This window comes from Pseudomonas sp. LG1D9 (assembly GCF_002949995.1).
Lineage (GTDB): Bacteria > Pseudomonadota > Gammaproteobacteria > Pseudomonadales > Pseudomonadaceae > Aquipseudomonas > Aquipseudomonas proteolytica.
This window is the reverse complement of the sequence record NZ_CP026881.1, coordinates 2,577,422-2,600,973: the sequence shown is the minus strand read 5'-3', so window position 1 is coordinate 2,600,973 and position 23,552 is coordinate 2,577,422. Positions and strand designations below refer to the sequence as shown.

Annotated in this window: 20 protein-coding genes; 6 read left to right on the top strand and 14 right to left on the bottom strand. The window is 62.0% G+C overall.

What is annotated here, in order from left to right; genetic code table 11:
- Positions 1 to 166: 166 nt before the first annotated feature.
- Positions 167 to 1,582, top strand: a complete 1,416-nt coding sequence (locus tag C5F71_RS12545; RefSeq protein ID WP_029290035.1) for an acetyl-CoA carboxylase biotin carboxylase subunit — start codon at positions 167 to 169, stop codon at positions 1,580 to 1,582.
- 11 nt (positions 1,583 to 1,593) lie between these two features.
- Positions 1,594 to 3,402, top strand: a complete 1,809-nt coding sequence (gene oadA / locus C5F71_RS12540; protein ID WP_029290033.1) for a sodium-extruding oxaloacetate decarboxylase subunit alpha — start codon at positions 1,594 to 1,596, stop codon at positions 3,400 to 3,402.
- 65 nt (positions 3,403 to 3,467) lie between these two features.
- On the opposite strand, the gene C5F71_RS12535 is transcribed toward oadA, so the two are convergent.
- Both C5F71_RS12535 and C5F71_RS29075 read right to left on the bottom strand, forming a co-directional pair.
- On the bottom strand, positions 3,468 to 4,736 hold the full coding sequence (locus C5F71_RS12535; protein WP_104911228.1) for an autotransporter domain-containing protein: 1,269 nt from the start codon (positions 4,734 to 4,736) through the stop codon (positions 3,468 to 3,470).
- 188 nt (positions 4,737 to 4,924) lie between these two features.
- Positions 4,925 to 5,179, bottom strand: coding sequence for a hypothetical protein (locus tag C5F71_RS29075; RefSeq protein WP_177410388.1), 255 nt, complete (start codon positions 5,177 to 5,179; stop codon positions 4,925 to 4,927).
- On the opposite strand from C5F71_RS29075, the gene C5F71_RS12530 reads away from it, so the two are divergent.
- Complete coding sequence (locus C5F71_RS12530) at positions 5,078 to 6,352, top strand: type II toxin-antitoxin system HipA family toxin (RefSeq protein WP_104912616.1); 1,275 nt, start codon at positions 5,078 to 5,080, stop codon at positions 6,350 to 6,352. The two genes, C5F71_RS29075 and C5F71_RS12530, sit on opposite strands and share 102 nt — an antisense overlap.
- A gap of 8 nt (positions 6,353 to 6,360) precedes the next feature.
- On the top strand, positions 6,361 to 6,627 hold the full coding sequence (locus C5F71_RS12525; RefSeq protein ID WP_371128935.1) for a helix-turn-helix domain-containing protein: 267 nt from the start codon (positions 6,361 to 6,363) through the stop codon (positions 6,625 to 6,627).
- A gap of 3 nt (positions 6,628 to 6,630) precedes the next feature.
- On the opposite strand, the gene C5F71_RS12520 is transcribed toward C5F71_RS12525, so the two are convergent.
- Together C5F71_RS12520 and C5F71_RS12515 are read right to left on the bottom strand one after the other, a co-directional pair.
- Positions 6,631 to 7,461, bottom strand: coding sequence for an amino acid ABC transporter permease (locus C5F71_RS12520; RefSeq protein ID WP_029290023.1), 831 nt, complete (start codon positions 7,459 to 7,461; stop codon positions 6,631 to 6,633).
- Complete coding sequence (locus tag C5F71_RS12515; protein WP_104911227.1) at positions 7,458 to 8,279, bottom strand: ABC transporter substrate-binding protein; 822 nt, start codon at positions 8,277 to 8,279, stop codon at positions 7,458 to 7,460. The genes C5F71_RS12520 and C5F71_RS12515 overlap by 4 nt, the downstream gene beginning before the upstream one ends.
- Positions 8,280 to 8,390: 111 nt before the next feature.
- Between C5F71_RS12515 and C5F71_RS12510 the strand changes: the two genes are divergently transcribed.
- A complete protein-coding gene (locus C5F71_RS12510) occupies positions 8,391 to 9,290 on the top strand; it encodes a homocysteine S-methyltransferase family protein (RefSeq protein ID WP_092232259.1) in 900 nt (299 codons plus the stop codon).
- Between the two features lie 100 nt (positions 9,291 to 9,390).
- On the opposite strand, the gene C5F71_RS12505 is transcribed toward C5F71_RS12510, so the two are convergent.
- The 3 genes from C5F71_RS12505 to C5F71_RS12495 are packed head-to-tail and all read right to left on the bottom strand — an operon-like array spanning position 9,391 to position 11,179.
- The gene (locus C5F71_RS12505; protein ID WP_092232256.1) at positions 9,391 to 10,062 is read right to left on the bottom strand and encodes a GNAT family N-acetyltransferase; all 672 of its coding nucleotides are present in this window, start codon (positions 10,060 to 10,062) and stop codon (positions 9,391 to 9,393) included.
- A 36-nt stretch (positions 10,063 to 10,098) separates the two neighbouring features.
- A complete protein-coding gene (locus C5F71_RS12500; RefSeq protein WP_092232253.1) occupies positions 10,099 to 10,545 on the bottom strand; it encodes a GNAT family N-acetyltransferase in 447 nt (148 codons plus the stop codon).
- Positions 10,532 to 11,179 carry an FMN-binding negative transcriptional regulator gene (locus C5F71_RS12495; protein ID WP_104911226.1) on the bottom strand — a complete coding sequence of 216 codons (648 nt, stop codon included), beginning with the start codon at positions 11,177 to 11,179 and terminating at the stop codon, positions 10,532 to 10,534. Before C5F71_RS12495 ends, C5F71_RS12500 begins: the two co-directional genes overlap by 14 nt.
- Positions 11,180 to 11,280: 101 nt before the next feature.
- On the opposite strand from C5F71_RS12495, the gene C5F71_RS12490 reads away from it, so the two are divergent.
- Positions 11,281 to 12,807, top strand: a complete 1,527-nt coding sequence (locus C5F71_RS12490) for a PLP-dependent aminotransferase family protein (protein WP_104911225.1) — start codon at positions 11,281 to 11,283, stop codon at positions 12,805 to 12,807.
- 3 nt (positions 12,808 to 12,810) lie between these two features.
- Here C5F71_RS12490 and C5F71_RS12485 read toward each other — a convergent pair whose 3' ends face one another.
- From C5F71_RS12485 to C5F71_RS12460, 7 genes are all read right to left on the bottom strand, one after another.
- Positions 12,811 to 17,184: a dermonecrotic toxin domain-containing protein gene (locus C5F71_RS12485; RefSeq protein ID WP_256588131.1), complete on the bottom strand. Its 4,374-nt coding sequence runs from the start codon at positions 17,182 to 17,184 to the stop codon at positions 12,811 to 12,813.
- Positions 17,181 to 17,429, bottom strand: coding sequence for a hypothetical protein (locus C5F71_RS29315; RefSeq protein WP_256588130.1), 249 nt, complete (start codon positions 17,427 to 17,429; stop codon positions 17,181 to 17,183). Before C5F71_RS29315 ends, C5F71_RS12485 begins: the two co-directional genes overlap by 4 nt.
- Before the next feature lie 120 nt (positions 17,430 to 17,549).
- Positions 17,550 to 18,641 carry a polyamine ABC transporter substrate-binding protein gene (locus tag C5F71_RS12480; RefSeq protein ID WP_070996675.1) on the bottom strand — a complete coding sequence of 364 codons (1,092 nt, stop codon included), beginning with the start codon at positions 18,639 to 18,641 and terminating at the stop codon, positions 17,550 to 17,552.
- Entirely contained in the window at positions 18,638 to 19,672 is a 1,035-nt protein-coding gene (locus C5F71_RS12475) for a histone deacetylase family protein (RefSeq protein WP_104911224.1), read from the bottom strand. Before C5F71_RS12475 ends, C5F71_RS12480 begins: the two co-directional genes overlap by 4 nt.
- A gap of 136 nt (positions 19,673 to 19,808) precedes the next feature.
- Entirely contained in the window at positions 19,809 to 20,801 is a 993-nt protein-coding gene (locus C5F71_RS12470; RefSeq protein ID WP_029290004.1) for an AraC family transcriptional regulator, read from the bottom strand.
- A 50-nt stretch (positions 20,802 to 20,851) separates the two neighbouring features.
- Positions 20,852 to 21,829: an asparaginase gene (locus C5F71_RS12465; RefSeq protein ID WP_104911223.1), complete on the bottom strand. Its 978-nt coding sequence runs from the start codon at positions 21,827 to 21,829 to the stop codon at positions 20,852 to 20,854.
- Between the two features lie 77 nt (positions 21,830 to 21,906).
- The gene (locus C5F71_RS12460) at positions 21,907 to 23,358 is read right to left on the bottom strand and encodes a sodium:alanine symporter family protein (RefSeq protein ID WP_029290000.1); all 1,452 of its coding nucleotides are present in this window, start codon (positions 23,356 to 23,358) and stop codon (positions 21,907 to 21,909) included.
- Positions 23,359 to 23,552 lie beyond the last annotated feature (194 nt).

Sequence of the window (23,552 nt, the reverse complement as noted above, 5' to 3'; positions counted from 1 at the left end):
GCTCAACTATAAGTCTTTACTTATACACAACCCAATAATTATTGATTTTTGTTAATCCCTAAGTGCGCATAGTGTGTATCTCGCGACTGGCTTGAAACATTTGGTCACGCGCCGACCTGGTCTAGCAGGTCGATGAATGCAGCAATCGGCTCAAGGGAAATTCCAAGTGATAACAAAGATCCTGATCGCCAACCGTGGTGAGATTGCCGTCCGCATCGTGCGGGCCTGTGCCGAAATGGGTATCCGTTCGGTGGCGGTCTATTCCGACGCAGACCGCCATGCCTTGCACGTCAAGCGCGCCGACGAGGCCCACAGCATTGGCGCCGAGCCCCTGGCCGGCTACCTGAACCCGCGCAAGCTGGTGAACCTGGCGGTGGAAACCGGCTGCGACGCATTGCACCCCGGCTACGGCTTCCTGTCGGAAAACGCCGAACTGGCGGATATCTGCGCCGAACGCGGTATCAAATTCATTGGTCCATCGGCCGAAGTGATTCGCCGCATGGGCGACAAGACCGAAGCGCGCCGCAGCATGATCAAGGCGGGTGTGCCGGTCACCCCCGGCACCGAAGGCAACGTTGCCGACATCGCCGAAGCACTGACCGAAGGTGACCGCATCGGCTACCCGGTGATGCTCAAGGCCACCTCCGGTGGTGGCGGGCGCGGCATTCGTCGTTGCAACAGCCGTGAAGAACTCGAACAAGCCTTCCCCCGCGTGATCTCCGAGGCCACCAAGGCCTTCGGCTCGGCGGAAGTGTTCCTGGAAAAATGCATCGTCAATCCCAAGCACATCGAGGCGCAGATCCTCGGCGACAGTTTTGGCAACGTGGTGCATCTGTTCGAGCGCGACTGCTCGATCCAGCGCCGTAACCAGAAGCTCATCGAAATTGCCCCAAGCCCGCAACTGACCCCCGAGCAGCGCGCCTATATCGGCGACCTGTCGGTGCGCGCGGCCAAGGCCGTGGGCTACGAGAACGCCGGCACCGTGGAGTTCCTGCTCGCCGAGGGCGAGGTGTACTTCATGGAGATGAACACCCGGGTCCAGGTGGAACACACCATCACCGAAGAAATCACCGGGATCGACATCGTCCGCGAGCAGATCCGCATCGCGTCCGGCCTGCCGCTGTCGGTAAAACAGGAAGATATCCAGCACCGTGGCTTTGCGTTGCAGTTCCGCATCAACGCCGAAGACCCGAAGAACAACTTTTTGCCCAGCTTCGGCAAGATCACCCGTTACTACGCCCCCGGCGGCCCGGGTGTGCGGACCGATACGGCGATCTACACCGGCTATACCATCCCACCGTTCTACGACTCCATGTGCCTGAAACTGGTGGTGTGGGCGCTGACCTGGGAAGAAGCCATGGACCGCGGCCTGCGTGCCCTGGACGACATGCGCCTGCAAGGCGTGAAGACCACCGCCGCCTACTACCAGGAAATCCTGCGCAATCCGGAATTCCGCAGCGGCCAGTTCAACACCAGTTTTGTGGAAAGCCACCCTGAGCTGACCAACTACTCGATCAAGCGCAAACCCGAAGAGCTGGCCCTGGCCATCGCCGCCGCCATCGCCGCCCACGCAGGCCTGTGAGGAACATTCCAATGTCTAAGAAAATCTTCGTAACCGACACCATCCTGCGCGACGCCCACCAATCGTTGCTGGCGACCCGCATGCGCACTGACGACATGCTGCCGATCTGCGACAAGCTCGACAAAGTCGGCTACTGGTCCCTGGAAGTCTGGGGCGGCGCGACCTTCGACGCCTGCGTACGTTTCTTGAAAGAAGACCCGTGGGAGCGCCTGCGCAAACTGCGCGCCGCGTTGCCTAACACCCGCCTGCAAATGCTTCTGCGTGGCCAGAACCTGCTGGGCTACCGCCACTACAGCGACGATGTGGTCAAGGCCTTCGTCGCCAAGGCCGCCGTGAATGGCATCGACGTGTTCCGCATCTTCGATGCCATGAACGACGTGCGTAACCTGCGCGTGGCCATCGAAGCGGTGAAAGCGGCGGGCAAGCACGCCCAGGGCACCATCGCCTACACCACCAGCCCGGTGCACACCATCGAGGCATTCGTGGCCCAGGCCAAGCAAATGGAAGCCATGGGTTGCGACTCGGTGGCAATCAAGGACATGGCCGGCCTGCTGACCCCGTACGCCACCGGCGAGCTGGTCAAGGCGCTGAAGGCCGAGCAGAGCCTGCCGATCTTTATCCACTCCCACGACACCGCTGGCCTGGCCGCGATGTGCCAACTCAAGGCCATCGAAAACGGTGCCGACCATATCGACACCGCCATCTCCAGCTTCGCCTGGGGCACCAGCCACCCGGGCACCGAGTCGATGGTCGCCGCCCTTAAAGGCAGCGAATTCGACACCGGCCTGGACCTGGAACTGCTGCAGGAAATCGGCCTGTACTTCTACGCCGTGCGCAAGAAGTACCACCAGTTCGAAAGCGAATTCACTGCCGTCGACACCCGCGTGCAAGTCAACCAGGTACCGGGCGGGATGATTTCCAACCTGGCCAACCAGTTGAAAGAGCAGGGCGCCCTCAACCGCATGAGCGAAGTGCTGGCCGAAATCCCGCGGGTGCGCGAAGACCTCGGCTTCCCGCCGCTGGTGACGCCAACCTCGCAGATCGTCGGCACCCAGGCGTTCTTCAACGTGCTGGCCGGCGAGCGCTACAAGACCATCACCAACGAAGTGAAGCTCTACCTGCAGGGCGGCTACGGCAAGGCGCCGGGCACCGTGGACGAGAAACTGCGGCGCCAGGCCATCGGCAGCGAGGACGTGATCGACGTGCGCCCGGCCGACCTGCTCAAGCCGGAAATGACCAAGCTGCGTGGCGAAATCGGCGCATTGGCCAAGTCCGAAGAAGACGTGCTGACCTACGCCATGTTCCCCGATATCGGACGCAAGTTCCTCGAAGAGCGCGAAGCCGGGACCCTGAGCCCTGAAGTGCTGTTGCCAATCCCTGAAGCCGGCGGCGTGGCCCGTGCCGGTGGTGAAGGCGTGCCGACCGAGTTCGTCATCGACGTACACGGCGAAAGCTACCGCGTCGATATCACCGGTGTCGGCGTCAAGGCCGAAGGCAAGCGTCACTTCTACCTGTCCATCGACGGCATGCCGGAAGAAGTGGTGTTCGAACCGCTCAACGAATTCGTCGGCGGCGGCACCAGCAAACGCAAGCAAGCCAGCGAGCCGGGCCATGTGAGTACGGCCATGCCGGGCAATATCGTGGATGTGCTGGTCAAGGAAGGCGACGTGGTCAAGGCCGGCCAGGCCGTGCTGATCACCGAAGCGATGAAGATGGAGACCGAAGTGCAGGCGGCCATCGCCGGCAAGGTCAGCGCCGTTCATGTGGCCAAGGGCGACCGGGTCAACCCGGGCGAAATCCTGATCGAAATCGAAGGCTGATACACAGCCTTCGACACTACCGCTTAATCCTCGGGGGGCATGTGCCCCCTTTTTTTGCGCAAAATTCAGAAGGTCAGGGTCCATTGGCCCATGACTGCCTGGCTGGTGCTGCGGGCGCCAACGTCACCGGTGTAAGTCAGGCCGACGCTCTGCGTGGCCGACACTGCCAGCCCCAGCCCGGCCTGCAAGGCCAGGCTGTCGCGGTTCAGCGCGGTGCCCTGGATGGTGAAATCGCTGTTGAACGCGTCCTTGTCCACCCATGCGGAGGACTGGCGCACGCTGCTACCTACATCGCCGTACAGATGCTTCCAGCTCGCGCTGACGTGAGGTTTGAGGCTCATCTGGTTGTCCAGCGTATAAAGGCTGCTCATGCGCAGACCGAGGGTGGTGCTCAGATTCTGCTGGGTTTGCTCGCCGACGTTGAGGGCGCTCATGCCGCCTTTTTCTTTGAAGCCTTCGCGGTGGTAGCGCTGATAGCCTACGCCGGCGAACGGTTCGACGGTGAAACTGCCGTGGTCCACGCGATAGCCCAGCTCGCTGAGAAGCGTCTGGCTTTGCGCGGTGTACTTGCCCTTGAGCTGCTCCCGATAGTCGATGAAATCAAAGTCGACACTGCGTTTGTTCTGGCCGGCGTGGCTGCTATGGATCGCTCCCAGGCGCAGCGCCAGTGGCCCGTCCTCGCGCACTGCGTAAGCCCCCAGGTGCCAGCTGTCCAGCCCGGCCTTGAAGCGTTTGGCGCTCAGGTCGCTGGTGGATTTTGCGCCCACGACACCCACGCGCCAGGCAGGGTCCACGGCCCAATCGGCCCCCAGCACCAGGCCTCGGGTACGTTGCTGCAGGCCAGCGCTGCCGTGCTGCCCGCCCAGGCTGGCGCCGCTGCCCAGGCCCTGGAACCAGAAACGCCCGGGGGCATCGCCGTTCCCCTCGCGCATCACCGACAGCAGGCTGGCGTTCAGCGGGGCCAGGCTGTTCTGGGTGGCGCTGCCCAGGTTGGCGTTCTGGCTGCCGGCCAGTTGTTCAAGCACCGCGCCGAGCCTGTTGGGCGCCAGGTTGCTGAAGTAGTGGTAGTCATGGGTAATCAGCTCCAGATCGTAATCGCTCAGAACGCCTGGCTCCCACAATGCGTCTATGGCGTTGTCCAGTACCTGGGCGACGCTGCGGCCGTTGTGGGTAGTGGCGTAGTCGGCGAAATAAAAAGCGCTGGCAGGTACGGGATGTGCCTGCTCGCTGTCGCTGGGTGGCTCCATATCCCCGCGTGCGGCAACCATTGAAATACTGGCAGCGTTCAGCGCGAAGGTCATGACTATGGCAAGTCGCTTGGATGTGTAGGGCATACGGTCCCAACCTCTGATATGTGAGGCAGGGAATTTAGCGAGGTGGCCGGCGTACAACTGTCAGCGGCGGCGTGCGTAGTGCGCGGGAGATGTCTTTAGTCCGGAGCGAATGTACGCGTGCTCAATGTAGGTGAGCTGGTTTGCATTTTATTGCGTTTTTTAACCCGCTTAAGCGCAATAAATGCATTTTATTGCGTAAATAAAGCGGGCTTGGCAATCGCGCATGCACTATATTGCGTAATCAAGCCTGCTTCATTCGCCGAAGGTGCATTAAATTGCCAACGGAAGCCATTCACTCCCTGATGTTGCAAATCTTTAATGCCGGCCATTGGCACGACGCAATGCGGCTGGAGTTTTCCGAGCCTCAAAAAGGTTTTGATGGACCCTGTCGGTTTCATTATCGGCAGGACTATCTCGTGGAGCACCTTGGCGACATTGGACAAGGTTTTTGTTCTGCGGTGAGTGGGCGGTTTCCTCTGGAGTGGGATGTCACCTTCCTCAAGACGGCTCCTGCCTTCTTGCATGACATTGCACCGGCGGGTGCGGCGAAACGCTTCCTGCTGCAGCGAATGGGCGCGGGAAAGCCGGACGATGTCAGCGTCGACTTGTTTCTGCTGGGCCGCTGCACGCCGTCGCCTATTGGCAACCTGCGCATCAAGGAGTCCGCCCAGGCATTGGGTGTCAGGCCCGCCGTGGGCTTCAGCCGTCACGATGTGGTCAGTCGCGACAATGGCTTCCTGGAATACGCCTATGAGCAAGGCGCAGCCATTGGTGGCGCGACCGGGGCGGGCGGCGAAGCACCGAAGTTGCTGATGGCCGAGCATCGCGACGGTCTGCTGTATCCGGACGCTGTTCTTCCCGACGCCGAGGTCGCCCAACACTGGTTTATCAAGTTTGCCCGCAATGGCGCGACCCTCAACGACCAAGCGATCCTCAGGAGCGAATTTCACTACTACAAGGCGCTGCAGGCGCTGGGTATCGAAACCGTCGCCGCCCAAGGGCTGGCGTTGGAAGAGGCGCACAAACCCAGCCTGTGGATGCAGCGTTTTGACCGTAACGTCACGTCGGCGGGCGTCGAGCGGCTGGCCGTCGAGTCGATCTATTCACTGGCGGGGGTCGTTACGCCGGGCAGCTATTTGGATCATCTGCACGTCGTGCAGATGCTCGCCGAACACTGGCGACAGGTCGGGCAGGGTGACGGCGTTGCCGACTTGGTCGCCGAGTATTTGCGGCGAGACTTGCTCAACAAAATCCTCGGTAACTCGGATAACCACGGGCGTAACACCTCGATTATCCGCGAGCGCAACTCCATGCGTCTGGCGCCGATTTATGACTTGGCCCCCATGGTCATGGATGCCGAAGGCATCACCCGCACCACCAAGTGGCCCAAGGGCCTGGAAGTGGCCGGTGAAATTGACTGGCAAGGGGTTTGCGGCGCACTGGAGGGCCTGGTTGATCCGCAGCAAGCCTTTGAACGACTGCGCGCCGACGCCGAACACTTGCGGGCGTTGCCGGACATTCTGGTGAACAGTGGTTTGCCCCAGGAAACCTGGAAGCACCCCGCGATCGCGCTCGGCAAACTGGATCAACGTCTACAGCAATGGGGGCTGCGATGACTGTCAGCATGGATACACGCGCCCTGCTGATCCAGGGCATCGAGCAGGGCCTGGCCCAGGGCACCCTGCAAATCGGTGAAGCGGTACGCCGTCTTCGCGTTGAAGTCACGGGCCTGCACCAGAGCCAATTTGCCAGGATGTGCAAGATTTCCGTGCGCACGCTGGTGCATATCGAGCATGGCGAGGGCAATCAGACGCTCAAGTCGTTGAACGCTGTGTTCCGTCCGTTCGGCTTGCAGATGGGGGTGGTCAGGGTGCGACGTTCGCTGGGCTGACGCTTAGCCGCGTCGTACATAACCCTTGCCGTAGTGGCGCTCCATACGGGCCTGGATCAGTTCCAGGCCGATGGACAACACCCAGTAAATGATCGCCGCAGTGGTCAGCATCTCGATGTAGCGATAACTGGAGCGGCCATAGGATTGCGCCAGAAACATCACTTCCCAGACACCCATCACCGAAATCAGCGACGAGTCCTTGAGCATCGAGATGAACTGGTTAGTGGTGGGCGGAATGATCGTACGCATGGCTTGTGGCAGGGTGACATGCCAGAAGATCAGGCTGTCACGCATGCCCAGGGCCAGGGCGGCCTCACGTTGGCCATGGGGCACGCCGAGAATACCGGCACGGAAGATCTCGCTCAGGTAAGCCCCGTAGTTGAGCGACAAGGCGATGATCCCGGCGGCGATGGCGCCCGGGACCAGGCCCAGTTGCGGCAGGCCCAGGTAGATCAACAGGATCTGGATCAGCAACGGTGTGCCGCGAAAGAACGACGCATAGAAGCTGGCAATGCCAAAGGCCACGGCGCTTTTCGACAGGCGTCCCAGCGCGGTGACAAACCCCAGCACTGACGAGGCCGCGATCGAACACAGGCACAGAAACAACGTCAGCGCTGCGCCTTGCAGGAAGCCGCTGGGCGCCAGGCTCAGGCCCAGCAGGTTGGGCAGCTTGTCGAGGATGATCGAGAACTTCAGGTCAAAGCTCAGGAAAAAACTCGCGAACAGGGCGAATAGCACCGCCCAGGTCAGGTACAGGCGGGTGCGGAAACCGAAGAGGCGTTGTAGCCGCGATTCGCTAGCCACCGGCTTGGGAGGTGGGGGAAAGGCGGTCATTGGCTGATATCGGCGCCGATCCATTTCTGCGACAGCTTGCTCAAGGTGCCGTCCTGTTTCAGCTGGGCGAAGACTTCACGCACTTTGCTGTCCCACTGCGGGTCGCCTTTCTCGATCGCCACCGAATTGGGTTCTGAGTACAGCGCTTGGCCGGCGAGCTTGAAGCGTTTGTCCTCGGTCAAGCGCGGCTGGGCGGTGACCAGGTTGGTGAGGATTGCATCCAGGCGTACCCCTGCACCCAGGCCGAGGTCCTGGAAGGCTACGTTATCGGTGTCGTAGGGCGCGATCTGCACGTCCTCGAAGGGGTACTGCAATTGCGTGTCTTCGGCGCCTTCGATCACCAGGTTTTTGTTCAGGTAGCTTTCATAGCTGGAGGCGCTGGTAAGCCCGACCTTCTTGCCGCTCAAGTCCTTGGCGCCATGAATGCGCTCGTCTTGGGCATTGACCACGATCACCGCCGGTGAGGCGTAGTACTGCACCGGAAAGTCAAATACCTCGGCGCGGGCTTTGCTCGGGGTCATCGAACAGATGCATATATCGTAACGGCCGCTCCAGCGACCGGCTGCGATCACATCCCAGGAGGGCGTTTCCAGACGCAGCTTCACGCCCAGTTTTTGCGCGACCGCCTTGGCCACATCGACGTCGAAGCCATCGAGTTGGTTCTGCTCATTGAGAAATGAGAACGGCGGGTAGCTTTCCATCAGCACGCCGACCAGTTCCTGCTTTTTCTCGATGCGCTCCAGAGTGGCACCGCCAAAGGCTTGGGTAGAGGCGGCCAGAATCGTCAGGCCGAGGGCCAGCAGCGGTGGAAATTTCACGATGAATACCAATAAAAAAGAGGTTGTTAATAACCAGAAGGTGCGTATTAAATAGTTATAAGAACGACTCTGATAGTGAGTTATTTTCATAAGCATATGAGTAAAAGGCATATGGGCTCAGTACACACAGTGATTCTCGACGGTGGCATGGGCCGCGAACTGCAGCGCCGTGGCGCGCCGTTTCGCCAGCCGGAGTGGTCTGCGCTGGCCTTGAGCGAAGCCCCGCAAGCGGTGGAAGCGGTGCACGCGGCGTATATCGAGAGCGGCGCCAATGTCATCACCAGCAACAGCTATGCGGTGGTGCCGTTCCATATCGGCGAGGCGCGGTTTGCCGCCGAAGGCCAGGCCCTGGCGGCCTTGGCGGGCGAACTCGCGCGCCGGGCGGTGGATGCCTCGGGCAAGGCGGTACGTGTGGCGGGCTCCTTGCCGCCGTTGTTTGGCTCCTATCGCCCTGACCTGTTTGAAGCCGATCGCGCCCTTGAGCTGCTGGCGCCGCTGGTAGCGGGCCTGGGGCCTCATGTCGATCTGTGGCTGGCGGAAACCCAAAGCTCCATCGTCGAAGCCCGGGCCATCCACGCCGGCCTGCCCGATGACGGCAAACCGTTTTGGCTGTCGTTTACCTTGCGCGACGAAGACGCCGATGAGGTGCCGCGCCTGCGTTCGGGCGAACCCGTGACAGACGCAGCAGAAGCGGCGGCGCAGTTGGGTGTGCAGGTGTTGTTGTTCAACTGCAGCCAGCCGGAGGTGATTGGCGCCGCGATTGACGCTGCGCGGCAGACCTTTGAGCGCCTGGGGCGCGATATCCATATCGGCGCCTACGCCAACGCCTTCCCGCCGCAACCCAAGCAAGCCACGGCCAACGATGGCCTGGACCCGCTGCGCGAAGACCTCGACCCGCCCGGTTACCTGCATTGGGCGGCTGACTGGCAGGCGCGCGGTGCCAGCCATTTGGGCGGTTGCTGCGGGATTGGCCCGGAACACATCGCAGTGTTGGCGCAAAAGCTGGCCTGACCCCAGCGCCATCCAACGAAACCCTTGTGGGTGCCTGACCCACCGCCATAGCAGCCTCGTCGAAGCTCGACAGCTTTGATCTGTACTGCCTTGAGGGGGATCAGGCCCGGCACTCTGCCAGGCTTCTCACTTGCCCGTCGGTGGTCTGGTTGGCATCGGCAAGCCACGCTTCAAACCCGGCACCCACTGTCGGCCACTCTCCATCCAAAATCGAATACCACGCCGTATCGCGGTTCTGTCCCTTGACCACCATGTGCTGGCGGAACACCCCTTCAAAACTGAAGCCCAGGCGTTCGGCTGCGTATTTGGAGCGGGCATTGGCGTTGTTGCACTTCCATTCCAGGCGGCGGTAGCCCAGTTCAAAGGAATGCCTGGCCAGCAGGTACACCGCTTCGGTGCTTTTCGGTGAACGCTGCATCGGGGCGCCAAAGGTGACGTGGCCGATTTCGATGCGGCCCTGGGCCGGGACGATGGACATCAGGCTCAGAATCCCTTGTACCTCGCCGCTGGCACGGTCGATCACGCTGAAAAAGTACGGGTCGCTGTTGAGCGCGTGATTGTTCAGCCAGGCATCGAAGGCCGCGCGCTCGAGAAATGGGCCGTATGGCAAATAGTCCCAAAGCTTGGGGTCGGCGCCCGGGCCTTGCAGGGCTTGCCACAGGCCATCGGCGTGGCGAGGTGGATCGAGTTTTTCCAGGCGAATGAAACGCCCCTCGATCAGTTGAGTGCTGGGCGCCGCGACGCCTTTCCAGTCTGCAAGTGAAGTCGACATGCTGTTCTCCAGGGGAGTTGTATTGAGGCCTTGGGTTCAGAGGCCTTTACGAAACTGGATAAAACCAGGGCGCTCAGCAATACGTTCGTATAACGCAATCGCCGTGGCATTGCTCTCATGGGTCAACCAGTGGACCTTGCAGCAACCATCGGCCTTGGCGGTGGTGTAGACGAATTCGATCAGTTTGCGGCCGATCCCACTGCCGCGTTGCGCCGGTTCTACCAGCAAATCCTGCAGGTAGCAGGAGTTCTCGATGCTCCAGTTGGAGCGATGGTAGATGAAATTGACCATGCCCAGCGCCTTGCCATCCTGCCAGGCCAGGGCCGAGTGCGTCGGCTCGTTGGGGTCGATCAGGCGTTGCCAGGTGCTGGCGCTGACCGTGTCTGGCAGCTCGGTGTTGTAGAAACGCAGGTACGCCTGCCACAGCGGCAACCAGGCGGCATGATCGGCTGCGCTGACCGGGCGGATTTCAATCGGGTGCATGGGGGGCTCCTTGGGGGATGAAGCGGGCGAGGGTCTGGTCGCGTACATCGGGGCTGGCGGCCAGCCCGTCACGCACGCCGGCAATGTCTGCTGCGCTGCGGTTCTGGCTGAGTTTGCGCTTGCCCAGCAAACGCTCGATGGGCAGGGCGAAACCGACGATGGCCTTGAGCATGCCTTGAATGTAATCGTCCGGCGCGTCGCTGACTTTCCAAGGCTGCGCGCGCGCCGATTCATGGCGGTCGGTCAGGGCGCTGACCAGTGCCAGCAGGCGCTCGGTGTCGGTGAACACATCGGCCTGGCCGTAGGCATGCACCGCGAGGTAATTCCAGGTCGGCACCACTTTGCCGTGTTCCGCCTTGGCCGGGTAAAAGCTCGGGCTGACATAGGCCTCGGCACTGGCAAAAATCACCAGGGCCTGGCTGCCGCTCTGCAGGTCCTGCCATTGCCGGTTGGCCTTGGCCAGGTGCCCGTAGAGGGTGCCATGGGGGCCCTCGTCGGGCTTGAGCAGCAGCGGTAGGTGGCTGGCTTGCAGGCCTTGTTCGCCAACGGTCACCAACTGGGCCAAGCGCGTGTGTTGGATCAATTGGTGCAGTTCAGGCAAATCGTCGAGGGCAAAGGCGCGGGGTGTGTACATGGAGATTTTCCTTGGCGAATGCCAGCATCCTAGGCAGGCTAATGGTTCGTTGTAAGAGCCATCTTGTGCTCATTTCATAGGACCAATGCCGGAGCTGCCACATGCCGCCCATCGAGCCCCCGCTGTCTTTCAACCCGGCAGGCATTGAGCTGGACCGCCGGCAGGGCCTGACGCGCCAGCTTTACCTGGCCTTGCGCCTGCGCATCCTCGATGCACGCCTGGTCAGCGGTACGCGGCTGCCAGCTAGCCGTGATCTGGCGGCGGCGCTGGGGATTTCCCGCAACAGCGTGGTGCGCGCCTACGATCAGTTGTATGCCGAAGGTTTTATCGAGGGCCGGGTAGGGGATGGGACGTATGTGGCGCAGTTGCCGGAAAAATTATCCACAAAACTGTCCACAGGGTTTTCAACAGGCTTATCCCCAGCCTTATCCACAATTGATGCCGATCCGGCGGCAAATTCTCGCAAAAAAGTTATCCACAGCCCGGCTTTGGATCGTTTGCAAACCCACCATTTACCCCTGCCTCCCAGTGGACCGCCCCGGGCTTTTCGGGTGGGCGTGCCGGCATTTGACCTGTTCCCTTTTGACGTGTGGGCCAAGCTGAATGCGGCTTTCTGGCGCAAGCCGGACTTACAGCAACTGTGCTATGGCGACCCGGCCGGCGATGAGCGCCTGCGGGGCTTGATTGCCGCCTACTTGCGCAACGCCCGGGGCCTGCAGTGCAGCGCTGCGCAAATAGTGATCACCAGTGGCGCGCAACAGGCAATCAGCCTTTGTGCACAGTTGCTGGTGCGGCCGGGAGATGGCGTAGCGATTGAAAATCCCGGCTACCGCGCCGCCGGTCACGCCTTCGCCATTGCTGGCGCACAGATGCAGGGTGTGACGGTGGATGCAGAAGGTATCGACTGCACCGCGCTGGGGGCCAATCGTGTGGTCTACGTCACGCCCTCCCATCAATACCCGCTGGGGGTGGTCATGAGTCTGGCGCGGCGCCTGGAGTTGCTGGCCTGGTCCGAGCGCAGCGACGGTTGGATCGTCGAGGATGATTACGACGGCGAATACCGCTACAGCGGCGCCCCCCTGGCGCCCTTGGCCGCGCTGGATCGCAGTGGTCGGGTGCTGTACGTCGGCACCTTTGGCAAGGTTGCGTTTCCGGCGTTGCGCCTGGGCTATCTGGTATTGCCGCCGGGGCTGGTGGACGCGTTCGCCCGGCGCCGTGCGGTGGACGTGCGCCATTCGGAAGTCAGCACCCAGGCAGTCATGGCTGAATTTATGGCCAGCGGGCATTTCCAGCGACATATCCGGCGCATGCGCCGTGCTGCGTTGAGTCGGCGCAATGCCCTGTTGGCGGGCTGGCCGCAGGGTGTGCCCGGCATGGGCAGCCTGCCCGTTGTCACGGCGGGGCTGCACCTGACCGTGCGGGTGGACAGCCTGGCGCGGGAGCGGGAATTGCTGGACCTGGCCGCCAAAGCCGATGTCGAAATCAACGGCTTGAGCAGCTATTGGTTGCCCGACTCCCTTGAGCCGCAGGACCAGCGTGCCGGCCTGGTGCTGGGTTTTGCCGCCGTGCCCGAAGAGGCCATCACCCAGGCCCTGGCGCGGTTGCGCAAGGCCTGGCGGGCCGACTGAGGGTCAGGTGTTGAAAAACAGCTTGTTGGCCAATGGCAGGCGGATTTCGCTGCGATAAATCGCGATCTGGTCACGGTCATTGCTACTCGTGGCCTGGAAGGCGCCGCCGAGTTTCTGCTGCTCACGGGTCTTCAGATGCCCGGCGGTATAGTCAGGCAGCGCTGCTTGCGGTGACCCGTAGTGAAAGTGCGCGTACCACAGCACCTCGTGGGTTTGATGGTCACGTACCTCGTATTCGTCCAGGTAGTTCTTGCCCGGTCCTTTGAGGCGCCGGCGGTTGACGACCTTGGCAATTTCCACCAGCCCCTTGTCGTACAGCCATTCGACTCGGGCGGCCGTGGGCGGTTGTTGCTTGGTCATGCTGATGCGCGTCTGTGTGCCCTGTTCGTAAAGGCGCTCGGCCGTGTCGTTGAGTTGCTTGTTGAGGGTGGCAGCGGAAGGGCGGTCACTTTCGGTCAGATTGAGCTCGGTGAGCGCCTGCTCAATCGTGCTGACCGCACGCTCCATGCGGGCGGCATACTGGTGGAACATCTCTTCGATTTCCACCGGGATCCGCCCGGCTTTTTTTGAGTGGGAGATGATGCGTTGGCTCGCCTTGGGTTCGCCTTCGAGCACGCTTTTGCCCGCGTTGATGCTGACGCCCAGGTCCACCGCCGGAGGCGGCCGCGAGGTGCTGGCCTGCTGCTCGCGCTCGACCCAGACCCCCGGGGTTTTTTCGTGGAAGGTGGCAATCACCTTGCCCGTCATGGGTTCCTTCACGTCCACCAGATCGCTTTGGGTTTCCCGAGGCTCGCCCACCACCACGCCGTCGAAGCGGGTCTTGATGATTTTCTTTTTCGGCGTTTGCACAACCTTGGCGGTCTCGGGCTTGGGTTCCAGGGCTTTTCTTTCGCGCAAGCATTGCGCCAGATTCTGCTCCGCGCGCCGGGCGAACTCGTCGATGTGCTGGCGCAGGCTCTCCAGCGGCTCGCGCAGCACCTGCTCCGGGTGCTCGGCGTGCAGGTCCAGCAAGCGCTGGTCGTTGATCGCAAACTGGTCGAGCAGGCTGTTGAGCGCTTCGATGCGCTCATCCAGGGAGCTTTCACTGATGGTGCTGGTCATTTCGATCAGGCTCTGGATGTGAACGTCCGCCGCCTCGCTGATGTCATGCAGGCGCGCGCGCGCATCGACAAAGGCCTCGCCCTTGCCTTCCTTGATGCACAGGTAGCGCTGCAGGGTGATGTTGTAAGCCTTCAGGTCCGGCAGGGCGAGGTTGGGCAGCGCCTGCATCGTGGCCTGGATCACCCTGGCGCCTTCGATCCCGAGGTTTTCCAGTTGGCGAAAACGGGTGTCGATGTATTCCAGGCGCTGGATCATATCCACGGTCAAGGTCGACATGGCCTGTGCCTGCGCGGCTTGCTCCCTGGGGTTGGGCGCTCCCTCGGTCTCTATCGCGGCCAAGGTCGAGGACAGCAGGGCGCGAAACGGCTCCAGGCGTTCGGCGATGACGGAGCGGGTCAGCAGCACCTGCTTGTTCAGGTAATCGATCATGTAGCCCTGATAATTGGGCACGGTGTCGATAATGTTCAGGGACCGCAGTTGACGGATCGGGACCTCGTATTCGGCCCTGCGCTCGTCGGCCTTTTCGATGAAGGACTCGCGGCGTTCCCCGGTGGAAGGGCCCGCTCCGGTGCCGATCTCGGCGTAGGCAGCAGAGATCTGCGATTGGCGGAGATTTTCAGTGGCGTCAAAGCGATTGAGTTTGTCCTTCAGGTCGCTGATGCGCGAAGGTTTTTCGGCCTGGGCGGCGCGTCGGCGGTTCCTGAAGCCACCCCCGCGCAGGCGCAGGCGGGTATCGATAAACCACTGGCCGGCCAGGTTGGACTGCAGCAAGGGGCCGGTGCGCGAAGGCGTGTTGGGGTCGATGATCACCACGTTGGAATGGCTGTCGACGTTGACTTCGAACCAGCGCTCTGCCACCGGCGCATACCACTTTTCCCCCTGCGGATAGAGGTGCAGGTGCAGGCCCGGCGTCTTGTTCTGGGCGCCCAGCCCTGTGGGCCTGCTGACTTTGAAACCGTCGAGCGTCGCGGCCAGCCTTGTGGGAAGGCTGTTCAGGGCACCGCTGGTGTACAGCGTGCCTTGATGCCGCGCCTGCCGCTCGGGTTCGCTGAGGTTGGGCTGTTTCACCACTACCACCTTGCGAACCGGTGTGGCGGGTTCTTCGACCGGTACCGGTGGCGTTGCCGGTAGACGTTTGAGGGGTTCGACCTGCTTGGGCGGATGGCGCAGGGCGACGTGCAGGATCAGCGCCATACCCAGGTTCAGCAACAGATCGGCCTCGGCAGCCCAGGAGGCCTGCGGGTCGTCGAGCTCCTGGGCCTGCTCGATGGTCTGCAAGTCGTCCATGATTTGCCAGATCCACGCGGCGATTCCCAGCGTGCGCCCGAAAAAAGGCAACACCGCGCTGAAAATCTGCCAGGCCGCCTGGCGGTAGGACGCCCAGCGTTTCTGCACATTGGACACCGATTGCCGGGTCGCCAGTTCGACCAGCGCGTTGGCATTGGCGGTGAATAGCGTGTGCAGGGTGTCATTGCCCAGCACCTCATCGCTCAAGGCGATGGGGCCACTCATATACAACAGGGTCTGCGACTCGATCAGCCCCCTCACCACCGTCCAGGGCGAGGGCAATTTATAGGGGAACACGTATTGGGCGTAGTTGAAGCGTGCGCCCTCCGGTAGCCAGGCCAGTACCGATTCGCGCAGGTCGTGGTCATGTTTGATGGCGTAAAGCAGGTTTTGCCGGGACGGGAATTGAATGAGCGACGGGTTCAGCAACGGCCGGTACAGCAGGCAGGGGCCACGCGTGTGATCACGGGGGCCGATCACAAACATGTTGGCGACGACATCCTGTTTGGGTGTGGGGCGCAGTGTCGGCACAAAGCCCAGCGCCCGGATGACGATCTCTTGCCCTTCGACCTTGCGCTCATGTGGCTCCACCTGCATGGCTGCGGCGACGTAGCGAAAGCCCTGGCCGTCGATGCCGTGCTTGTGCTGAACCTTCCACTGCAGGGCCTGCAGGGGTAATTGCACCTGCAGGTGCATGGCGTACAGGGTCTGTCGGCGCTTGGATTCCAGGGGGTCATCCAGCAGCTTCTGTTTGATCAATGCCGGGTAGTGCTTGCCGATGTCGAGGTCTTCGATCACGCCCTTGAGGTAGCTATAGGACAGCCACGTGGGTGCCTGGCTGCCTTTGTAGAGCACACGGGCCTGGCCGGTGGGAAGGCCGGCAAGGTTTTCCAGCGCCAGGTCTATCAGGCCGCGGCGGGTAATGGTGTTGGGGCCTGGCACGACAAAGGTGCCCCACACTTGCGGGCTTTCGATGATGATCTCGATGTCGTCCACCTCAAGATGGGTACCCTCTCGATGGGCCTGAATGCGGTCCTGCAACTGTTGCCGGGCGTAGGTGCGGATTGGCGCAATGCCGTCGTTGAACAACCGGCCATGGTTATGGCTGTGCAGTTCGGCCAGGTCCACCAACAGGCGGCTGTAAAGGGATACGTCGAGGTCAGAAGCATCAGCCAGCCAAGGTGGAATACGCTCATGGATGTGGCGGATATTGGACAGTTCGTGATCGCTCAACTCTTCAATGCCCGGCAGGATGCGGGCGATGATCGGGCTTGGCTCACCATCGTCTGCGCTGCCCGGCGAATCGGTGTCGACCAAAGCGCCAATCACCCCGAGCTGCATGGTGATCAAGGCACAGGCCTGGTTGTCGAAATAGTTTGCCGGGGGTTCGTACAACCGCCAGTGCAAGGACAGGTCCGGGTGGGTGCGGGACAGTGTGGCGGGTAGGGCTTGCTCCAGTTGTTCGAGGGAGTCGAACCGTTGATAACCTTGCGCCAGCGAGTGCATCAGAATCAGAGGGCGTTGCTCATGCTCGCCGATCAGCACCGCCGTGCCCGAGAGGCCGAGGTGGCATGTCTGCCCGTTACTCAGGGTATCGATGTCGATCAGGTAGGCGCGGGATTTGTACGGATCTTGAGCGGTGCGTGTGGCGTGCTCGGGGTACTGGAAAAATATTCTGGCCATCGCGCATTCCTGCGCGCTCCAGCCTTCATGCTCGGTGACGCTCCAGACTCTGCGCAACATGTTGGAGAAGGCTTTCCAGCGTGGGCCTGTACCGGTGTTGGAGGTATTCCAGTAGTCCAGTTGCTGCTCTTGAAAGGCACTGAACAACAGGCTGGACAGCTCGTTTATCAGGCGTGCGATGGCATCGATTTTCACCGGCAGGTGAACGGGTGGCTGTGCCGAAGGGTCCAGCGTGAGGAAATGCTCGCCGTCGATGTAGTCCACCGGTTCGGGCGACAACGCCTGGCGCGCCAGAATGCTGGTCAACGACTCGCAAAGGGGCGCAAGCGGCTGCATGTTGCTGACGGTAATACGCCAGCGGGGGTGACCACCACCGCCAGGTCCGGGTCGATATCCAGCAGCGGGTATTGCTCCTTGAGCGCCGAGCGCAAGGTGGCGGCGGCAACGTCCCGGCTCGAAGGGCCGGTCGTCAGTTGAGTGAGCAGGTCGTAGGTACTGGGGGGGCGATTGTTCGCGTTGCTCTGGTTAGCGGTAGGGGATTGATTGGGCATCTTCAGCTCCTTGATGGTGGACAGACCTTCAGAGACGCAAGGTACTGACCGCAGGCGCTGCGATGACGGTAGATAGTTGCGGCCCACCCCGGTTCGGCGGTGGGCGGCAAGGGGGCAACCTCAGGTGCCGGACTTGATCCGCGTCCAGGCGCGGGTCCTGGCGCGTTCTGCCTTGCTGTCCAGGGGCTTGAGGGTATAGAGCGTCGCCATGGCGGCTTCGGTGGGGTACAGGTTGGGGTTGTTGCGTATGGCCGGGGCAACCTGCGCGGTGGCGTCCTTGTTGGGGTTGGGGTAACCGACAAAGTCACTGATGGGCGCAATCACCTGGGGCTGTAGCAGGTAGTTGATAAAGGTGTAGGCGTCCTGCGGATTCTTCGCCCCCTTGGGAATGGCAAGCATGTCGAACCAGATCGGCGCGCCTTCCTTGGGCAGGCGCATGTCGACGGTCACGCCATTGTTGGCTTCCTTGGCGCGGTTGGCGGCCTGGGAAAAGCTGCCGGAATATCCGACCGCCACGCAGATGTCGCCGTTGGCGATATCGGCCATGTACTTGGATGAATGAAAGTAGGTGATGTACGGGCGGATCTCGAGCAGCAGGGCCTGGGCTTTTTCATAGTCCGCAGGCTTGTTGCTGTTGGGGTCCAGGCCCAGATGCTGCAGGGCCAGTGGCAGGATCTCGGACGGCGAGTCCAGCAGGGCGACGCCGCACTGCTTGAGTTTGCTGATGTTCTCTTGCTTGAAGATCAGGTCCCAGCTGTCCACCGGTGCATCGGCGCCCAGGGCGGCCTTGACCTTGTCCGGGTTGAAGCCGATGAGGATGGTGCCGTACATGTAGGGCACCGCGTGTTTGTTGCCGGGATCGTTGGCCTCGATCAGCTTCATCAGCTTGGGATCGAGGTGGTTCCAGTTGGGCAACTGGCTGCGGTCCAGGGGCTGGAACACCCCGGCCTCGATCTGCTTGGCCAGGAACACATTGGACGGCACCACCACGTCATACCCGGAGTTGCCGGTCAGCAGCTTGGCTTCCAGGGCCTCGTTGGTGTCGAAGATGTCGTACACCAGTTTGATCGCCGGGTTCTGCGCCTTGAACTCTTCCAGGGCCTTGGGCGTGATGTAGTCGAACCAGTTGTAGACCCGCAGGGTTTTTTCGTCGGCGTGGGCGGCGGTGCTGAACACGGCAGCGCAGAGCATAAGCGACTTGAGCATGTTCATTGGGCTGCCCCCTCAAAACCTTCGAGCACGTTGACGGCGTTGATGCCGATTTCTGCCACTGCGTAGCCGCCTTCCATCACAAACAGCGTCGGCTTGCCCAGGCGCGCGATACGCGCGCCCATGGCCAGGTAGTCCGGGCTGTCGAGCAAAAATTGCGAGATGGGATCGTCCTTGAACGTGTCCACGCCCAGGGACACCACGATGATCTCGGCGCCATAGCCCTCGATCTTGCGGCAGGCCTGTTCCAGCGCAGCGCTCCAGGTGTCCCAGGCGGAACCGGCCGGCAGCGGGTAATTGAAGTTGAAACCCTCGCCGGCACCTTCGCCCAACTCATCGGCATACCCGAGGAAGAACGGAAACTCGGCCTGCGGATCTCCATGGATCGAAGTGAACAGCACGTCGCTGCGCGCATAGAAGATCGACTGGGTGCCGTTGCCATGGTGGTAATCCACATCGAGGATCGCGACCTTTTTACAGCCCTGGTCGATAAAGGCCTGGGCGGCGATGGCGGCGTTGTTGAGGTAGCAATAACCGCCCATCAAGTCGCCGGCGGCGTGATGCCCTGGCGGTCGGCACAAAGCAAAGGCGCTGTGGGCGCCCTGTTGAATCGCCTGTTGCGCCGTCAGTGCGACCTGCGCCGCGCTGTAGGCCGCCTGCCACGTACCGGCGGTAATCGGCGCACCGCCGTCGAAGCTGTAATAGCCCAGTTGGCCGTGCAGGCTGGTGGGCAGCACGCGGCGCAAGGTGCGGGCGGGCCAGGTGTAGGGCAGCAGGTCGCCGTCCTGGCCCATTTCTACCCAGCGGGCCCACGCGCCCTGGAAGAAGTCGAGGTAGTCGCGGCTGTGGATGCGTTGCAATGGCGCCAGGCCAAAGTCCTGGGGCGCTTGCACCGGGCCCAGTTCACGGGCCTTGACCCGTTGCAGCACGTGATCGGCGCGCGAGGGCATTTCAAAGCAGGGCATCAATTGCCCGTCCATCAATTCGCAACGGCCGTGGTGCAGGTGGTGATCGTCCGAGTAGATCGTCAGCATTTTTGTTGTGCTCCGCAGGCTGCTTGGGATGCCTTGCAGTGTTGCGGGGTACACCGGTTTGGAGAACGGCAGGAGCGGCCAAAAGGGGATAAATATGGCCAGATTATCTGTCCGTAATTCGCCCCTCCATGGAGCGTCATGCTCGAAATTGACTCGGCGCCACGCCGCTCCAGCGTACAAAGGCATGCCGGAAGCTCGCGGTCTCGCTGAAACCCAACTGCTCGGCGATGCGGTAGATCGGCCACTGGTCTTGCGCCAACAGTTGCTTGGCGCGCTCAAAGCGCAGTTCGTCCAGCAGCTCCTGATAGCTGCAGCCCAGGTCGTGCAGGCGCCGGCGCAGGGTGCGCGGCGAACAGTTCATCTGCTGGGCCAGGCCATCGAGCCCCGGTGCGGCGTGCAGTTGCGCCGTGAGCAATTGGCGGACCCGCCCCAGCCACGCCTCGCGCCCGGTGAATTCGGTGTTCTGTTTGCGGCAGCGCTCGGCCATGGCCCGGTGGGTCACGGTGTCGGCCAGGGGCAAAGGTTGGGCGAGCCAGCGCTGGTCAAAAGCGAACGCATTGGCCGTGGCCTGGAACTGCAAACGGCAGTCGAAGCACTCGGCGTAACGCGCCTGGTAATCCGGCGCAGCATGCTCAAAGCGTGCACCCAACAAGGGCAGCGGGTGACCGAGCAGGTCGTCGCAGATCACCTTCAACGACCCCAGGCACAGCTCCACATTGAACGCGGTCAGCGCCGGGCTCTCTCGGTAATCGCTGGCGGTGAACCAGATACGCTCGCCGTCTTCCACAAGGCTCAGTTCGAACAGTGTTCCCAACAGCGCCGGATAACGCAGGGCCAGGCGCAAAGCGTCACCGAAAGTGGCACTGGTGAGCAGGGCATAGCCGAGCATGCCGTAGGCCGATACGTGCATGCGCCGTCCCACGATCAGCCCGATATCGCGCTGCAAGGCCACCGCATTGGCGCACACCTGCATCTCCTGGTGCGTGGCGATGCGTGTGTCGGCGCGGCTCAAGTCCGCCGCACAGATACCGCTGCCGGCCAGCAGCGCTTCGGCGGGCAAGCCTTCGGCCTTGAAGGTGCTGAGTACCAGGGAAACGGCATTGAGGGTGGTGAGGTGGGAGTGCAGCATGGGAACTTCCAGCCAGGGGATGGCTGGAAGTGGAGCAAGTTATATGCCGCTCAGCGCAGTTCGCCGCACAGGTCTAGTTCGACCAGGCGCCGCACTTCGTCGTTGGACAGTCCGGCGCCGAGCAGGGCCTGCAGTTTGCCGAACACGGCTTCGCGGGTCATGCCACCACCGGACAACACACCGACCCCACGCAAGCGGCTGCCCGCTTCATACACGTCCAGTTCCACGCCACCTTCATGGCATTGGGTGATTGCCACGACCACGACGTGCCGATCCTGCGCACGCTGCAGGCTGGCGAGGAACGCCGGGTTATCGCTCGGCCCGGTGCCACTGCCAAAGCATTCCAGCACCAGCGCCTGGATGCCACTGTCCACCAATGCATCCAGTTGCCCGGCATCAATGCCTGGCACCAGCGGTAGTACGCCGACATTGGCCAGGGCCTTGGGCTGGCGGTAGTCCAGGGCGGCGGGCAACGCCTGGGCCTTGGCCACGCCACCGTTGCGCTGCAACGCGGCAAACGGATGCCGGCCAAAACTGCGGATCTTCGCGCAACGGGTCGGCGCCATCAGTGCGCCGTGGAAGTACAGGTGCACACCCGGTGCCAGGCCGTCGCCCAACGCCGCCAGGGCGCCGCTGACGTTTTCCCAGGCATCGCTGTCGGGCACGCCGGCTGGCAGCATCGAGCCGGTGAACACCACCGGCGCCGGCAGGCCCAGCAGTTGGAAGCTCATGGCCGCCGCGCTGTAGGCCAGGGTGTCAGTGCCATGCAGGATCAGTACGGCGTCGCAGCCTTCGTCCACGGCTTCGACCACGGCGCTGTGCAGGCGCTGCCAGTAGGCGGGCGTCATATTGGCGCTGTCGATCAGCGGCGCCATTTCCCTGAAACGCCAAGTGGGCGCTGGCAGGTGGGCAAGTTGTTCGCGCATGCGCGCTTCAAAACCCGAAGCGGGCGCCAGGCCGTTGGCGCTGGCCTGCATGCCGATGGTGCCGCCGGTGTAGAGCACCATGATGTGATTGGCTTTGGACATCGAAGAATCTCCTGAACGAAAAACGCCGCCGGGCCCAGAGCATGCCCAAGGCCGGGCGGCGTGTCATCTGTCTACGCTCAGCGTTGCACTTGGGCGTTCAGTGGCGCGGTTGCTTGAGCGGTTGGCTCAGGCTGCACCGGGTTGGCCGGCCAGGCCTTGCGGTCCAGGTCCAGGTCGGGGAACTGGCTGGAGTCGAACACCGGGGTCTTGATGCCCGCCGCGCGCTGGTTGTCGTAGTCGTTGAGGATGCGCATGGCGATCTTGAACAGGAACGCCAGGGCGAACAGGTTGACGAACGCCAGCATGGTCATGGTGATGTCGGCGAAGGCGAACACCGTGCTGAGGTTCTCGATCGAGCCCCAGAAAATCAGGACCAGCACCAACGCGCGATAACCGATCAGTACCTTGCGGTTGTTACCCACCAAAAAGCGCAGGTTGCTCTCGCCCAGGTAGTAGTTGTACATGATCGAGGTGAACACGAACAACGCCAGGGCTACCGAGATAAACATCCGCCCCCAGTCACCCACCACGGCCGCCAGGGAGTTCTGGGTCAGGGCAATGCCGTCGCCTTCAAAACCTGGGGTGTAGAAGCCCGACAGCAGGATCAGCAGTGCGGTGCAGGTGCAGATGATAAAGGTGTCGAGGAACACGCTGAACGCCTGCACCACGCCCTGGGCAACGGGGTGTTCCACCGAGGCCACGGCTGCCACGTTGGGCGCGCTGCCCAGGCCTGCTTCGTTGGCGAACACGCCGCGCTTCACGCCCATGATGATCGCACTGCCCACCAGGCCGCCGAAGGCCTGGTCCAGACCGAAGGCGCTCTTGACGATAGTCGCGAGCATGGCCGGTACCTGGTCGAATTGCAGCACGATCACGTAGACCGTCACGGCGATGTACACCAGGGTCTTGACCGGCACCAGCAGGTCGGCGATCGAGGCGATGCGCTTGATCCCGCCGATAAACACCAGGCCCAGCAAGACCGCGAGGGCCAGGCCGGTGTAGGTGGTGTCAAAGCCAAACGCGTTGTTCAGCGAGTGGGTCACGGCATGGGCTTGCAGGCCGTTGAAGGCGAACCCGAAGGTCACCAGCAGCAGGAACGCCATCACCATGCCCAGCCAGCGTTTCTGCAGGCCGTGCTGGATGTAATAGGCCGGGCCGCCACGGTAGGTGCCTTCGGCGTCGGTGCGTTTGTAGAGCTGGCCGAGGGAGCACTCGATAAAGCTCGAGGACATGCCCACCAGCGCGGTGACCCACATCCAGAACACGGCACCCGGCCCGCCCAGGGTCACGGCAATGCCGACGCCGGCGATGTTACCGGCGCCCACCCGCCCGGCCAGGCTGAGCATCAGCGCCTGGAACGAACTGAGTTGGCCGGCACTGCTTTTCAGGCTGTCGCGAAACACCGCGAACATGTGAAAGAAGTGACGAAACTGAACGAAACGCGAGCGGATCGTGAAGTAACCACCGAGCCCGACAATGAGCACGATCAGTACTTTTCCTGAGAGGAAGTCGTTAATGACTTCTAGCATGGAGTATTCCTCGCTGTTTTTTGTAAAAGCAAAAGCCGGACGGCTCGACTCCAACCCATTTCGCAGACAGCACGATAGGTGGGGCGAGTGGTCGTCCCGGTTCCAAGTCGCGGGTTGTTATTAGTTCGGCGTTCGCATGCGGCTGGCGGCCGTGCATGCGAAGAGGGGCGGCACTATACCTAGGTGCGCGCCAG

Bases quoted from the DNA above. Each gene is read 5' to 3' on its own strand.
- oadA (WP_029290033.1), top strand. From the start codon at position 1,594: ATGTCTAAGAAAATCTTCGTAACCGACACCATCCTGCGCGACGCCCAC.
- C5F71_RS12535 (WP_104911228.1), bottom strand. From the start codon at position 4,736: ATGCCCTACACATCCAAGCGACTTGCCATAGTCATGACCTTCGCGCTG.
- C5F71_RS12530 (WP_104912616.1), top strand. From the start codon at position 5,078: ATGCGGCTGGAGTTTTCCGAGCCTCAAAAAGGTTTTGATGGACCCTGT.
- C5F71_RS12525 (WP_371128935.1), top strand. From the start codon at position 6,361: ATGGATACACGCGCCCTGCTGATCCAGGGCATCGAGCAGGGCCTGGCC.
- C5F71_RS12520 (WP_029290023.1), bottom strand. From the start codon at position 7,461: ATGACCGCCTTTCCCCCACCTCCCAAGCCGGTGGCTAGCGAATCGCGG.
- C5F71_RS12510 (WP_092232259.1), top strand. From the start codon at position 8,391: ATGGGCTCAGTACACACAGTGATTCTCGACGGTGGCATGGGCCGCGAA.
- C5F71_RS12505 (WP_092232256.1), bottom strand. From the start codon at position 10,062: ATGTCGACTTCACTTGCAGACTGGAAAGGCGTCGCGGCGCCCAGCACT.
- C5F71_RS12500 (WP_092232253.1), bottom strand. From the start codon at position 10,545: ATGCACCCGATTGAAATCCGCCCGGTCAGCGCAGCCGATCATGCCGCC.
- C5F71_RS12495 (WP_104911226.1), bottom strand. From the start codon at position 11,179: ATGTACACACCCCGCGCCTTTGCCCTCGACGATTTGCCTGAACTGCAC.
- C5F71_RS12490 (WP_104911225.1), top strand. From the start codon at position 11,281: ATGCCGCCCATCGAGCCCCCGCTGTCTTTCAACCCGGCAGGCATTGAG.
- C5F71_RS29315 (WP_256588130.1), bottom strand. From the start codon at position 17,429: ATGCCCAATCAATCCCCTACCGCTAACCAGAGCAACGCGAACAATCGC.
- C5F71_RS12480 (WP_070996675.1), bottom strand. From the start codon at position 18,641: ATGAACATGCTCAAGTCGCTTATGCTCTGCGCTGCCGTGTTCAGCACC.
- C5F71_RS12475 (WP_104911224.1), bottom strand. From the start codon at position 19,672: ATGCTGACGATCTACTCGGACGATCACCACCTGCACCACGGCCGTTGC.
- C5F71_RS12470 (WP_029290004.1), bottom strand. From the start codon at position 20,801: ATGCTGCACTCCCACCTCACCACCCTCAATGCCGTTTCCCTGGTACTC.
- C5F71_RS12465 (WP_104911223.1), bottom strand. From the start codon at position 21,829: ATGTCCAAAGCCAATCACATCATGGTGCTCTACACCGGCGGCACCATC.
- C5F71_RS12460 (WP_029290000.1), bottom strand. From the start codon at position 23,358: ATGCTAGAAGTCATTAACGACTTCCTCTCAGGAAAAGTACTGATCGTG.